Source organism: Nonomuraea sp. B10E15, from assembly GCF_039871615.1.
Classification (GTDB): Bacteria; Actinomycetota; Actinomycetes; order Streptosporangiales; family Streptosporangiaceae; genus Nonomuraea.
Genome location: NZ_JBDPMB010000001.1, coordinates 613,974 through 627,142 on the forward strand (window position 1 = coordinate 613,974; position 13,169 = coordinate 627,142).

At 71.5% G+C, this 13,169-nt stretch carries 10 protein-coding genes; 7 read left to right on the plus strand and 3 right to left on the minus strand.

Features of this window, described 5'->3' with window-relative positions; genetic code table 11:
• Positions 1-36 precede the first annotated feature (36 nt).
• Positions 37-1,602, minus strand: coding sequence for a M28 family metallopeptidase (locus ABGB14_RS02880; protein WP_347641924.1), 1,566 nt, complete (start codon positions 1,600-1,602; stop codon positions 37-39).
• A 130-nt stretch (positions 1,603-1,732) separates the two neighbouring features.
• Between ABGB14_RS02880 and ABGB14_RS02885 the strand changes: the two genes are divergently transcribed.
• A complete protein-coding gene (locus ABGB14_RS02885) occupies positions 1,733-2,569 on the plus strand; it encodes an aldo/keto reductase (RefSeq protein ID WP_347641925.1) in 837 nt (278 codons plus the stop codon).
• A 46-nt stretch (positions 2,570-2,615) separates the two neighbouring features.
• On the opposite strand, the gene ABGB14_RS02890 is transcribed toward ABGB14_RS02885, so the two are convergent.
• A complete protein-coding gene (locus ABGB14_RS02890) occupies positions 2,616-4,316 on the minus strand; it encodes a glycosyl hydrolase family 18 protein (RefSeq protein ID WP_347641926.1) in 1,701 nt (566 codons plus the stop codon).
• Between the two features lie 267 nt (positions 4,317-4,583).
• On the opposite strand from ABGB14_RS02890, the gene ABGB14_RS02895 reads away from it, so the two are divergent.
• Positions 4,584-4,931 carry a luciferase family protein gene (locus ABGB14_RS02895; protein WP_347641927.1) on the plus strand — a complete coding sequence of 116 codons (348 nt, stop codon included), beginning with the start codon at positions 4,584-4,586 and terminating at the stop codon, positions 4,929-4,931.
• A gap of 81 nt (positions 4,932-5,012) precedes the next feature.
• Here the strand turns inward: ABGB14_RS02895 and ABGB14_RS02900 are convergent, their stop codons facing one another.
• A complete protein-coding gene (locus ABGB14_RS02900) occupies positions 5,013-5,654 on the minus strand; it encodes a GntR family transcriptional regulator (RefSeq protein WP_347641928.1) in 642 nt (213 codons plus the stop codon).
• Between the two features lie 217 nt (positions 5,655-5,871).
• Here ABGB14_RS02900 and ABGB14_RS02905 point away from each other — a divergent pair, with 217 nt between their 5' ends.
• Genes ABGB14_RS02905 through ABGB14_RS02925 form a run of 5 tightly spaced genes read left to right on the plus strand, consistent with a single transcriptional unit; the run spans position 5,872 to position 13,121 of the window.
• Positions 5,872-6,390, plus strand: coding sequence for a hypothetical protein (locus ABGB14_RS02905; protein WP_347641929.1), 519 nt, complete (start codon positions 5,872-5,874; stop codon positions 6,388-6,390).
• On the plus strand, positions 6,390-7,904 hold the full coding sequence (locus ABGB14_RS02910) for a hypothetical protein (RefSeq protein WP_347641930.1): 1,515 nt from the start codon (positions 6,390-6,392) through the stop codon (positions 7,902-7,904). Before ABGB14_RS02905 ends, ABGB14_RS02910 begins: the two co-directional genes overlap by 1 nt.
• Positions 7,901-9,202 (plus strand): VWA domain-containing protein, encoded by a 1,302-nt coding sequence (locus ABGB14_RS02915; RefSeq protein ID WP_347641931.1) that lies wholly within the window; start codon positions 7,901-7,903, stop codon positions 9,200-9,202. Before ABGB14_RS02910 ends, ABGB14_RS02915 begins: the two co-directional genes overlap by 4 nt.
• An 11-nt stretch (positions 9,203-9,213) precedes the next feature.
• Positions 9,214-10,329, plus strand: a complete 1,116-nt coding sequence (locus tag ABGB14_RS02920) for an AAA family ATPase (RefSeq protein ID WP_132641624.1) — start codon at positions 9,214-9,216, stop codon at positions 10,327-10,329.
• On the plus strand, positions 10,326-13,121 hold the full coding sequence (locus ABGB14_RS02925) for a DUF5682 family protein (RefSeq protein ID WP_347641932.1): 2,796 nt from the start codon (positions 10,326-10,328) through the stop codon (positions 13,119-13,121). The genes ABGB14_RS02920 and ABGB14_RS02925 overlap by 4 nt, the downstream gene beginning before the upstream one ends.
• The last annotated feature ends 48 nt before the right edge of the window (positions 13,122-13,169 follow it).

Here is a 13,169-nt window from a genome sequence, read left to right on the forward strand (position 1 = left end):
GTGGCGGGACCGGCCGGGCCGGTCCCGACGGTGGTGTCAGCTGGGCGAGTCGGCGGGCCGGTGCCCGTGGCCGGTGGCGCCGCGCGCCCCGGTCCGCGGTGCCGGCGGGGCGTCGCCGATGCCGCCGGTGTCGTACGCGTACGTGCCCGCCAGGGTGGCGATCGCGTCGGAGTTCACGTCGAGCGCCCTGTCGTTGATGTTCCGGATGTCGTCGCACGCGCTGTGGTAGCACGGGTCGAGCGGAACGCCGGCCGTGCCGCCGAAGACGGCGGCCTCCTCCTCGGTCTTGAGCACCTCGGCCCCGGTGAACAGGCCGCCCGCCGGGATGCCGGCCGCGATGAACGGCCCGTAGTCGGAGCGTCCGGTGAACGCCGTGGCCGTGAACGGCAGCCCGCGCCGGGCGAAGAACTGTTCGAAGTCCTCCTCGATCTCCGCCGACCCGGGAGGACCGGCGGTGCCGAACGCGTCGCCGTCGCCGTCGTAGATGCCGTAGGTGTAGTTCGGCGAGGCGATCATGTCGAAGTTGAGGTAGAGGGCGATCCTGGCCCGCTCCTCCTCCGTCAGCGAGGCGACGTAGTGGGCCGAGCCGAGCAGCCCGAACTCCTCCGCGCCCCAGAAGGCGAAGCGCATCTGGTTCTTCGGCTTGGTCTTGGCCATCTGGAGCGCCACCTCCAGGATCCCCGCGCTGCCCGAGCCGTTGTCGTTGATGCCCGGCCCCTCCTGGACGCTGTCGAGGTGGGCGCCGAGCATGACGACGTCGCGAGGGTCGCCCTTCCTGCTCTGGGCGATCACGTTGTAGGTGGTCCTGGTCTCGACGACCGGGTTCCAGTTCATCGTGACCGTGGTGCCCGCCGTGGCGGCCAGTTCCGCGCCGACCGCGAAGCTGGTGAAGAACGACGGGATCGTGACGCCTGGCCCGCCGAGCACCGGGTTCAGGTCGATCTCCGTACGGCCCTCCTGGCCCTCGTTGAACACGACGGCTCCGGCGGCTCCCGCGGCCATGGCGTTGTCCACCTTGACGCGGAAGTTGCAGGTTCCGCGCTGCATGAGCGCGATGCGGCCGGCGACGAACCCCTCGAAGTCGCTCGCCTCGCACCCCGAGGTCGACGTGTTGGCCTCACCCGGAGGCAGCGTCAGGTCGACGGGCTGGATCGTGCCGCTGACCTCGCCCGCGGGCGAGTCGCCCATGGCCACGTAGTCCGCGAAGAACCCGTACGTGTACGTCTTCGGCTCCTGGCCGGTCCGCTGGAACAGGGGCGGCGTGACGTACCCCTCGAAGGTGAACGCGAAAGGCTGGATCGTCACCTGGTAGCCGGCGCGGCGCAGCTTGCCGGCGACGTAGTCGCGGGAGGCGTCGAAGCCGCGGGTGCCGGAGACGCGGGTGCCGTCATTGGCCCCGGCGATGGCCTGGAACGCCCGCAGGTGCTTCTTGACGTTCTTGCCGGAGACGGCCTTGACCAGCTTGCGTACGGAATCCCCGTGCCCATGCCCGTGCCCGTTGCCGGGATGGGCGGCGGCCGTGCCGGGGAGGGCGAGGGGAGACAGGGCCACGGCGGCGGCGGTGATCGCGCCGAGCACGCTCTTGCGTAAACCAGAACGCATGGTTGCTCCTCGAAGGTGAGGTGGAATGCGCGCGCGTAGCCCGAAACGTATGCATCAATCCGGGTCATAGGAAGATGGGCCTGGTATCCGTTGAATCACGGACTTGGAACGTCGCACCTAGGGGGTCCTGATGTCCTATTCGCCCGGCACGTTCACCATCGGCGGCAAGGCCGTCCGCCGGCTCGGCTTCGGCGCCATGAGCCTGACGGGTCCGGGAGTGTGGGGGCCGCCGCGCGACCACGACGAGGCCGTCCGGGTGTTGCGCAGGGCCGTCGATCTGGGCGTCGAGCTCATCGACACCGCCGACTCCTACGGGCCGTACGTCAACGAGGAGCTCATCCGGGAGGCGCTGCACCCGTACCCCGAGCGGCTGCTGATCGCCACCAAGGCCGGGTTCGTCCGGCCGCGGCCGGGCCAGTGGGAGGCCGTGGGGCGGCCCGCGTACCTGCGGCAGGAGGTCGAGATGAGCCTGCGCAGGCTCGGGCTGGACCGCATCGACCTGCTCCAGCTGCACCGCATCGACCCGGACGTGCCGCTGGAGGACCAGGTGGGCGAGCTCGGGGCGCTGCGGGACGAAGGCAAGATCGGCAGCATCGGCCTGTCCGAGGTGAGCGTCGAGGAGCTGGAGCGGGCGCGGCGCGTCGTCGAGATCGCCACCGTGCAGAACCGCTACAACCTCACCCTCAGGGTCTCCGAGGGGGTGCTGGAGCACTGCGAGAAGGAGGGCATCGGGTTCATCCCCTACAGCCCCATCGCCAAGGGCCGGCTGGCGGAGCCCGGCGGCCCGGTGGACCACGTCGCCCAGGCCGTCGGCGCCACGCCCGCGCAGGTCAGCCTGGCCTGGCTGCTGGCCCGCTCCCCGGTGACGATGCCGATCCCCGGCACGTCGACGGTCGCCCACCTGGAGGAGAACCTCGCCGCCTCGGCCGTCTCGCTGACGGCCGAGCAGGTGCGCGGGCTGGGCTGAACCCGGGAGGGCCGGCCCATGGCAGGGCCGGCCCTCGACGGTCAGGTCAGCCCAGGCCGTTCCGCATGGCCGTGAGCAGCTCGGCGTTGGAGGTGTCGCCGCTGAGCTCCCAGAAGAACGCGCCGCCGAGGCCCTGGTTCTTCGAGTAGCTCATCTTGCCGCCGATCGTGGCCGGCGTGTCGTAGCTCCACCACTGGTTGCCGCAGTGGGCGTACGCGGTGCCCGCGACGGTCCCCGTGGCCGGGCAGCGGGTCTTGAGCACCTTGTAGTCCTCGATGCCCGCCTCGTACGTGCCGGGTGCCGCTCCGCTCGCGGTGCCGCCCGGCGCGGCCTGCGTGACGCCGGTCCAGCCGCGGCCGTAGAAGCCGATGCCGAGCAGCAGCTTGCTCGCCGGGATGCCCTTGGACTTGAGCTTCTGGATCGCGGCGTCGGAGTGGAACCCGGGCGTCGGAATGCCGTTGTAGGAGGTGAGCGGGGAGTGCGGGGCGGTCGGGCCCTGCGGGGCGAAGGCGCCGAAATAGTCGTAGGTCATGACGTTGTACCAGTCGACGTACTGCGCGGCGCCGGCGTAGTCGGCCGCGTCGATCTTGCCGCCGTTGGTGCCGTCGGCCGTGATGGCGGAGGTCACCAGGTTGCCGGAGCCGAACCGGGCGCGCAGCGCCTGCATGAGGTTCCTGTACGCGGCCGGGCCGCTGCTGTCGCAGGACAGGCCGCAGGCGTTCGGATATTCCCAGTCGATGTCGATGCCGTCGAACAAGTCCGCCCAGCGCGGGTCCTCGACCAGGCGGTAGCAGGACTCGGCGAACGCGGCCGGGTTCCGAGCGGCCTGGGTGAAGCCGCCGGACCAGGTCCAGCCGCCGAACGAGAACAGCACCTTCAGGTGCGGGTGCTTCTGCTTGAGCTTGCGCAGCTGGTTGAAGCTGCCGCGCAGCGCGCCGGCGTCCCAGGTGTCGGCGACGCCGTCCACGCTCTCGTTCGCCTGGTAGAAGCGGTCGTAGTCGGCGTAGCTGTCGCCGATCGTGCACTGGCCGTTCTGCACGTTGCCGAAGGCGTAGTTGATGTGCGTCAGCTTGGCCGCCGAGCCGCTGGTGTCGATGTTCTTGACGTGGTATCCGCGCTGGTAGACGCCCCACTGCACGAAGTAGCCGAGCACCTTGTTCCCGCCGTCGCCCGGGCCGCCGGGGTCGCCGCCGTCGTCACCCTTGGCGGTGGTGGCGTTGACGGCGCCGCTGGCGGCCGAGCGGTTGCCCGCGGCGTCGCGGGCCCTGACGGTGTAGGCGTAGCGGGTCTCGGGGCTGAGACCGGTGTCGGTGTGGGTGGTGCCGGTGACCGTGGCGACCAGGGTGCCGCCCCGGTAGACCTCGTAGCCGGTGACGCCGACGTTGTCGGTGGAGGAGTTCCAGGCGAGGGAGACGCTGCGGTCGGTGACGCCGGTCGAGCGGAGGTTGCCCGGGACGCTCGGGGCGCTGGTGTCGCCCCCGCCGCCGCTGACGGGCTTCCACAGTGCGGGGACGTTCGGTGGCTCCCAGCCGGGCTGGGAGGTGTGGCTCTGGACGCATTCGTACGTGACGCCGTTGTAGGTGACGCGCGTGCCCGCCGTGTAGGCCGTCCACGCGGACCAGTCGGCCATGGCGGCGGCGCCGGCGGAGGAGGAGGCGGCCCAGGAGGGGGCGGCGACGAGGACGGTGAGCGGCAGCAGTAACGCCGCCAGCCCGGCGAGGGCCTTGCGCAGGATGGTGTGTCTCATGATGCTCCGACATCCGGTTGGGGGGTGTACGGGATGGGATGCCACAGGAAACTATTAGTAAAGTTTCCTTATAAAATGGACGGTAACCGCAGGCTGGGAGGGCGTCAATACGCGCCGCACAGATGGTGAAATCTCATCAGAATGCGGAGCGCATTCCGCGCGGCTCACCGGGCCGGTCGTGCGCGCCGTGCGATCTCACCCGGAGGGTAGATAACGGTTGCGGAACGGTCGCTGACGTGGAGGTGTACCGTGCCTCAGCATTGAGGCGTGGCAGGGATCACCGCCTGGCGGCGGACCGCTCAACGCCACGGACCCTACGTGGTCCGTGCGGTGGCCGAATTCCGATCGTGGCCGGCGCTGGCGGTGAGCGACACCCGGCGCGGCCCCAGGTTCACCGTACACGGGGTCGAGATCCTGCGACTGGCCGGCGCGGACGAGGTCCAGGTGCGCCTGACGGCGCCGGCGATCGACCGGCTGGCCCCCTACCTGCGCGAGTGCGGCCAGGTGCAGGCGTGCCCCGATCGGGACTGGGTGGCCGTGCAGGTCGACGCGGAGCCCGACCTCGACCTGCTGTTCGCCCTGACCAGCGTGGCGATCAAGGAGCACGTGGCGTAGCCGGCCGGCCGATTGTCGACACTTTCATCGCCAATCACCGTGTGGCGTGCGATGACGATCGCCTCGGTGGTGCCGTCACGGTCAGGCGTCGGAGGCCTCCAGGGCCTTGGCGACGCTGCGCAGGTGTTGCTGCATCGCCGTCTGGGCGGCCTCGGGGTCGCCGGCGACGATGGCCGCCACGATCAGCTCGTGCTGCGGCAGCGACACCGAGGCCCGCCCCGGCTGCCGGGCGAGACGGAACTTGTGCCGCACCACCTGCGCGCCCAGCCGTTCGATGATCACCGCCGAGGTGCGGTGGCCGGCGATCTCGCGGATCTCGGCGTGCAGGGTCGCGTTCAGCTCGGAATAGCGGTCGAGGTCGTGGGACTCCACGGCCGCGCGCATCGCGGCGACGATCTCCCGCAGCCGCGCACCCTGCTCGGGGGTGACCCGTTCCGCGGCCTTGGCGGCCGACAGGCCCTCGAGCACCATCCGCACCTCGGTGATCTCGACGGCCTCCGCCTTGGAGACCGCCCGCACGCGGGCGCCCTTGTTCTTGAGGATCTCGACCAGGCCCTCGGCGGCCAGCTCTTTGAAGGTCTCGCGCACCGCGGCCCGGGTGGCGCCGAACTGGTCGCACACGTCGGCCTCGATGAGCCGCTGGTTGGGCACGAAGTCCCCGTTGAGCACGGCCGCCCTGACCCGGCCGGTCAGCGTCTCCTCCTGCGGGGACCCTGGGGCCATGCGATCCTCCTGATGCCGTACGAACCCATCCTGGTCAGCAATATTATCGACAACCCGCCCCGCGCGTGGGTGTGCCGCGGGATCGAAGCCTGTGATCGTTCGGCCCCGTTCTGTCGGTCGTGTGGGGTAAGTTCCCGGACCATGATCAGCCGTTCGCGGCGGCGTGGGCACTCCCGCCCGCGCCCGCGCACCGGCTGGGGCGGGAGGTTCTGAGGTCGTGGACCCGGACGACGTGAACGCGGACGAAACCGCGTGGGAGCGGCGCAGCGTGGTGCGTGTGGTGCCGCCTGTCGCGCCGCGCAAACTGGCGAAGGTGCCCTTCGTCGAGCTGGCCGACGGGCGGCTGCAGGGGGTCGTGTCGAGCGGATCCGACATCGAGCGGGTCTACGTCTCCTCGATCACCGCCGGCACCCACGCGCTGAGCTGCAGCACCAACAACAACCGGCCGTGCGGCGCGCTGCACGGCCACGCCTGCAAGCACATCCGCATGCTGGCCGACGAGGCGGTCGTGCAGTACGGCACCGACCGGGTGGCCCGCTACCTGCGGGTCGAGGTGCCGGAGGGTGATGCGCTGATGAGCTGCCTCCACGGGCAGCCCGAGCGCACCCCGGCGGCCGTGGTGTTCAGCAGGTTCCTGCGCCATCTGGCCTACCTCGAGGTGCCCGACAGCACCGACCCGCTGGTCGAGCTGCACTGGTTCCCCTCGACGGCGGCGGAGACGGGAGCGGCGCGCTGATGCTGGACGTACAGCTGGAAGAGGTGCTCGCCGGCGCTCCCGAGGGGGCGGGCGAGGCGCTCGGCCTGGTGGCGGGGTTCGACGACGCGCTCGCACTCGGGTTCGCCAGGGTCGGGGAGGAGGCGGCCGGTGCGCTGGCCGCCCTGGCGGGCGCGCTGGCGGCCAGCCCGATCGGCGAGCGGGTGCGCGAGGCGGCGGGCAAGGTGGCTGCGGGATCGGTCGGCGACGAGCACCTGGCGGCGCTGGCCGGCGGGCGCGCCGCACTGTCCGGCGCGGTCCACGACGCCCTGCTAGGCCGTCTCGACACGGCTTCGGGCAGATCCCGCACCCCCTGGAAGCCGGCCCGGGACGGCCAGGGCGCCCCGGGCGATCTGCCTGGTGGTCAGGCGGCGCCGGGCGGTCTGCCCGATGGTGAAGGCGCGTCGGGCGATCCGTCCGACCGTCAGGCGGCGTCGGGCGGTTCGGCCGGTGGGGGGCCGGCAGCCGGCAATCTGCTCGACGGTTGCCGCGTCTGGTTGCGCGAGCTGGCCATCGTCGGGTGGCGTGGCGTCGACCACGACCTCGCCGGCTCGGCCGACCAGACGATCGAGGCGCTGCTCGCCGTGCCGGAGCTGCGCGGGCTCGCGGTGCTGCTCGACGGCCTGGCGGCGGAGCTGCGGGCGTCGAGCCCGGTCGCGACGATGGACCGCCTGCCCGCGCGCAGGTGGGCCGACCTGTGGGCACGCGGCCTGCTGCTGGCGCAGCGGGGTCCGTGGCAGGGCGGCGCCGAGCGGGTGTCGGGGCGGCTGCTGATCCTCGGCGCCGACGTGCACGAGCACGCGACCGTGGTGCGGGCGCAGGTGCACGGCGTCCTGGAGCCCGCGGGAGGCGGCCCTTCCACGCTGGTGCGCACCAGCGTGGCGGCCGCCAAGGTCGACACGATCGTCGGCCCGGCCGTGTGGCGGCTGATGGGCGGCCATCCGGTGCTGCTGGGCGCGCTGGCCGGTCACCACAGCCTGGAGATCACGGACATGCCGCTGTCGCCGGGCGGCGATCTCGTGTGGCATGACGACCGGGCCGCCGCGGGCGAGCCCGCCGACCCGTTCACGACGGCGCGGGTGGCGCTGTCCGGGGCGAGCGCTCCGGCGGTCCCGCCGCTCGACCGCCACCCCGTGCGCATCGCCGAGCCGGTCTTCCTGGAGGGCTACTCCGTCGACAGCGGTTCCTTCGGCCTGATGCCGGCGGGGGGAGGCCGCGCGCTGCCGCTCGACCTCGACCGCCTGCCGCGCGGTGGCCCGCTCACCCCCGAGCTGGTGGCCGCCTCCTCGGCGTGCATCGGGCTGATGCGCTGGGACGGCCGCTGGCTGCTGCAACCGCTGGCCGTCCAGGCCACGGTGAAGAAGAAGCCGGTCGCCGCGCACAACGGCGACTGGGCCATGGGCCCCACCGACCCCAAGGTGGTCAAGGCCGAGGCCAGGGCCGGCGACGTGGTCGCCGTGCTGCGCGAACGAGCGGGACGGCTGCTGCGGAAATGACCGACATCCTGGACGACGCCGACATGACCCGGCGCCAGGTGCTCTACTGGCGCCTGCTGTCCCGGCTGTTCGGCCCCGACGAGCAGCCGGCGCTCGAGACGGCCAGCATGGCCATCGTCGAGGACCTCGGCCTGCCGCCCGCGCTGCTCGACCCCGGGGTGTCGGTCGACACCCTGGTGCAGCGCTTCCCCAGCCTGGGCGACGAGCTGCAGGACCTGATGGCGGAGCAGGAGCACGAGCAGGGCGCCGAGGTCCGCCGCGCGGCCCTGGTCTCCAAGCTGCTGCTCAACGTCTTCGCCACCGGCACGGGCAACGTCACCGCGAGCCGGCTGGAGAGCTGGAAGAGCGACGCGGGCTGGTTCGAGAAGGGCATGGGCTGCGAGCCCGGCGGGCTGCGCCACCGCGTGGGCGACGAAGAGCTGGCCGCGGTGCTCGCCGGCATCGAGGGCGACCTGGTCAAGCGCATGCACCTGCGCGAGGTCCTGGCCGACCCGGTCCTGTCCAAGCAGCTGACGCCCAGCATGTCGCTCATCGAGCAGTTGCTGCACGACAAGCACAACCTGTCAGGGGTGGCGCTGGCCAACGCCAAGGCGCTGATCCGCAGGTTCGTCGACGAGGTCGCCGAGGTGCTGCGCACCCAGGTCGAGAAGGCCAGCGTCGGCGAGATCGACCGGTCGGTGCCGCCGAAGCGGGTCTTCCGCAATCTCGACGTCGAGCGCACCATCTGGAAAAACCTCACCAACTGGAGCCCGGAGGACGAACGCCTCTACGTCGACCGGCTCTACTACAAGCAGACCGCGCGCCGCACCACCCCCGCCCGCATGATCGTGGTCGTCGACCAGTCGGGGTCGATGGTGGACGCGATGGTCAACTGCACCATCCTGGCGTCGATCTTCGCCGGCCTGCCCAAGGTCGACGTGCACCTCGTGGCCTACGACACCCGGGCGCTCGACCTGACCCCGTGGGTGCACGACCCGTTCGAGGTGCTGCTGCGCACCACGCTCGGCGGCGGCACCGACGGCACGGCCGCGATGGCCGTCGCCAGGCCGAAGATCTCCGATCCGCGCAACACCGTGATGGTGTGGATCTCCGACTTCTACGACAACCGTTCGCTGATCACCGACTTCGAGGCGGTGCACCGCTCGGGAGTGAAGTTCATCCCCGTCGGCTCGGTCAACAGCTCCGGCTCCCAGAGCGTCGACCCGTGGTACCGCCAGAAACTCAAGGACCTGGGCACCCCGGTGCTCTCGGGCCATATCCGCAAGCTCGTGTCCGAGCTCAAGAACTTCCTCACCTAGGAGACCCCCGCATGAGTGACGATATGCTGCGCGCCCCCGCAGAGGTGAAATACGCCGAGGAGCTCGACTGGCTGGAGTCGGTCGACGACGGCCCCAAGCCGTTCTCGTGGCGGCTCAGCCCGCGCATGATCCGGCTGTTCATCCTCGGCTCCGAGCGCTCCGACGGGCTCGACCGGGAGATCGCGCAGAAGTGGTTCGGCGACCGCAGCTTCGTCGAGCGCAGCATCGTGACCCTGGCCTCCGACCGGGGCCTGCTGCTGATCGGCGATCCGGGCACGGGCAAGAGCTGGCTGGCCGAGCTGCTGTCGGCGGCCATCTGCCGCAACTCCACGCTCGTGGTCCAGGGCACCGCCGGCACCACGGAAGACCACATCAAATACTCGTGGAACGTGTCCATGGTCATCGCCAAGGGCCAGTCCCGCGACTCGATGATCCCTTCGCCGATCATGACGGCGATGGAGCAGGGCGTGATCGGCCGCTTCGAGGAGCTGACCCGCTCCACCAGCGACGTGCAGGACGCGCTCATCTCGATCCTGTCGGAGAAATACGTCTCCATCCCCGAGCTCGACGACGACAACATCGTCTTCGCCCAGCCAGGGTTCTCCATCATCGCCACCGCCAACAGCCGCGACCGGGGCGTCAACGACCTGTCGTCCGCGCTCAAGCGCCGCTTCAACTTCGTGCGCATCCCCGTCGTGACCAACAAGAAGAGCGAGGCGGAGATCGTCCGCTTCCGTACGGAAGAGCTGCTGCGCCGCCACCGGATCGAGCTGGACCTGCCGCCCACGCTGCTCGACATCCTGCTGCAGAGCTTCGCCGACCTGCGCTCCGCCGCGGCCTCGGCCACCAGCGACGACGAGAAGCTGGAGTCGGCGCTGTCGACGGCCGAGCAGATCGGCGTGCTGGAGGACGCCATCCTGCACAGCCACTTCTTCGGCGACCGCACGCTGCGCGCGCAGACGCTCGCCGGCTCGCTGGTCGGTTCGCTGGCCCGGCGCAGCCCTGAAGACCTGGCGATCCTGAACAAATACTGGCACGGCGTCGTGGAGCCCCGCAGCAAGAAGGACGGCGGGCAGTGGCCGGAGTTCCTCGAGGGCGGCCGCGAGGCCATCGCCACGCTCTCATGATCGACCAGACGAGCACGTTCGGCTCGCTCCGCGAGCAGCTGCTCGACGCCGCCGCGGCGTTCGCCGACAGCCCCGTGGCCGTGTCCGGCATCCTGGCGGGGCTGGTCGACGACGTGGACAGGGCGCTGCGCGAGAAGCTGGAGATCTTCCCGGTCTGCCACCACTCGCCGGCGTCCGCGCTGGCGATGGTGCGGCGGCTGCGCGAGAAGCAGCCGAAGGTCATCTACCTGGAGCTGTGCGAAGACCTGCAGCCGCTGCTGACCGAGCTGCGCAACTGCCGGCTGCCGGTGGCGGTGCAGGCGTTCGCGACCGACCTCGACGGCTTCCCGAAGTCGTGGGCGCCGCTCAGCGTGGTGGCGCCGATCACCGAGGCGTCGGCCGAATACCAGGCCATCGCCTACGCCCTCGAAACGCCCGGCGTCGAGCTGGTGCTGGTCGACCGCTCGACCGACCACGTCTTCCAGTGGGCCCCGAAGGAGGAGGCCAAGGAGCGCAAGGAGGAGGCCGGCCTGCACGGCGACGCGGTGGGCGTCGAGATCGGCGACCTGCGCCCGCGCTTCGCCGAGCTGGAGGAGCACCTGCTGCACCACGGCAAGGTGCGCCACTGGTCGGAGTGGTGGGATCAGTATGTCGAGCAGCCGCTCTCGGAGGCCGACTACGACACCTACCGCCAGGTCATGGTGCTGATCGGCAGCCTGTTCCGCCGGCTCACCCCCGACGGCGACCGGCTGGCCGTCGACGAGGACCGCGAGCGCTACATGTGGACCCGCATGCGCGAGCACCTGGCCGCCAGCGGCGCCGACCCCGGCGACTGCCTCTACGTCTGCGGCGCCTTCCACGCCGCCAGCCGCGTCGAGGAGTTCGGCCTCGACTCCACGGCCACGTTCGAGATCAGCCCCCGCACCGGCACGACATGGTTGTACGGGCTCATCCCCTCCAGCCACTCCGCCATCGAGGCGCAGTTCGGGCTGGCGCCGGGGTCGGTGTCGATCGCGGCGGCGACCTGGGCGAAGGCGGTCACCCGCACCAAGCTGACCCCGTTCCAGCTGGCGGGCCAGAAGGGCACGCGCAAACGCGCCGGAGCCCGCGGAGCTCGCGGAGCTCGCGGAGCTCGGGTCACGCTGCCGCCGCCGAAGGCCGGCGTCGCGCCCGCCGACCGGCTGACGGGGTTCCTGTCCCGGCCGCCCGCCCTCGACGCGCTCGACGAGGCCGAGCTGCTCGGCTGGTGCGTCGACATCGTCCGGCTGGCCCGGCGCAACGGCTACCTGGCCAGCACGGCCGACGCCATCGCCGTGTTCGAGACGTCGATCCTGCTGGCCGGGCTGCGCAACAGGGCCAGGCCCACCCCCTACGACTTCCAGGACGCGGCCGTCACCTGCATCGAGAAGGACGTCGTGCCGGGCCGCCGCGACGTGCGCCGCCTGTGCGAGATCCTGCTCGGCGGCGACCGCGTCGGGGAGGTGGGCTACGACGCCCTGCCGCCGCTGGCCAGGAACGTCTATGACCGGCTCGCGCCGCTCGGCCTCGACCTGGACAAGCGCACGATCCAGCGCGCGCTGATCGACCTCAACGCCCACCCCGGGCTGGTGCCCTGCTCCGACCTGCTCTGGATGTTGCGCTACCTCCTCCCTGACGACGCCGTACGTCCCATCATGGGCGAGCGCGGGTTGGGGGAGCGGTCGATCCAGGAGAGCTGGGACCTCGCGTTCGGCAGGCACCAGCGCTCCATCATCGAGCTCGGCTACGAGGGCGTCACCATCGAGCAGGTGCTGGAGCAGCGGCTGCGGCGCTCCGTGTGGGACCCCAAGGCCACCGCGGCCGTCGCGCTGGCGGCGGTCGAGGACGCGGTGCTCTTCCTCGGCAGCCGGCGCTTCGCCGACGAGCTGGGGGCGCGCGCCGTCGAGCTGCTCGCGGCCGAGCGCGGCGTCGACGACGCGCCGGAGGTGCTGCGCAGGATCCGGCGGTTGCTCGCGTACTACCGCGCCAACGAGCCCGAGCTGCCGGCCTGGTGCGGGGCGTTCGTGACCGCCGGCTACGCCCACTACTGCACGCTGCTGCCGACGGCCTTCGTGGACGACGACACCGGCGTGCGGCAGGTGGGAGCCATGCTGGGTTTCCTGTTCACGATGGAGAGCCTCGCGCTGGCGCTCGGCTGCGACCGGGCGCAGCTGGAGCTGGCCGTGCAGCAGTCGCATCCGGAGGCTCCGGCCAAGGTGGCGCTGTTGTGGGCGGCGCACACGCAGCTCGGGCTGCTCACGATGGCCGACCTGCGGGCTCGTTGCGACGAGCTGCTCGCCAACCCGCTGGTCATCCCGTCGGTCCCGCAGTACATCATGGGGTTCGTGCAGGCGATGGAGCCCGCTCCCGCGCTGTCCGGATTCGTGGTCGAGGTGATCTCCAAGGCGTTCGGGCGGCTTCCCGACAGCGTGCTGCTGCCGTGGCTGCCCAAGCTGATCACCACGCTGCGCGCCGGGGCGGCCGAGCTGGTGCCGGTGCTCGTCCGGGAGGCCGGCCGTACGTTCCCCGCCTCGTTGCCTGCGGTGGACTCCTGGGTGCCGCCGTGGTCGGCCCGTCCCCAGCCCGCCGACGCCGGCGCGCCCGTGGCGTCCGGGCCGGTGGCGGAGCTGCTCATGGGGCATCCGGCGGCCTGCGACGGGGTGGCGGCGCTGCTCGGGTGCGAGGGTGAGTGGCGCGACCCCGGCTCGGGTGGCGGGCGCGCGGCACCCGAGGTGACCGCCCTCCTGGCGGCTCATCCCGAACCCGCCCTGGCCGTCGCGGGGCTGCTCGCCTGACGCCTCGCTTCTCCCGTGCGGGAACGCGAGCACCGTCCGTGGGCGGCT

Bases quoted from the DNA above. Each gene is read 5' to 3' on its own strand.
- ABGB14_RS02880 (WP_347641924.1), bottom strand. From the start codon at position 1,602: ATGCGTTCTGGTTTACGCAAGAGCGTGCTCGGCGCGATCACCGCCGCC.
- ABGB14_RS02885 (WP_347641925.1), top strand. From the start codon at position 1,733: ATGTCCTATTCGCCCGGCACGTTCACCATCGGCGGCAAGGCCGTCCGC.
- ABGB14_RS02890 (WP_347641926.1), bottom strand. From the start codon at position 4,316: ATGAGACACACCATCCTGCGCAAGGCCCTCGCCGGGCTGGCGGCGTTA.
- ABGB14_RS02900 (WP_347641928.1), bottom strand. From the start codon at position 5,654: ATGGCCCCAGGGTCCCCGCAGGAGGAGACGCTGACCGGCCGGGTCAGG.
- ABGB14_RS02910 (WP_347641930.1), top strand. From the start codon at position 6,390: ATGCTGGACGTACAGCTGGAAGAGGTGCTCGCCGGCGCTCCCGAGGGG.
- ABGB14_RS02915 (WP_347641931.1), top strand. From the start codon at position 7,901: ATGACCGACATCCTGGACGACGCCGACATGACCCGGCGCCAGGTGCTC.
- ABGB14_RS02920 (WP_132641624.1), top strand. From the start codon at position 9,214: ATGAGTGACGATATGCTGCGCGCCCCCGCAGAGGTGAAATACGCCGAG.
- ABGB14_RS02925 (WP_347641932.1), top strand. From the start codon at position 10,326: ATGATCGACCAGACGAGCACGTTCGGCTCGCTCCGCGAGCAGCTGCTC.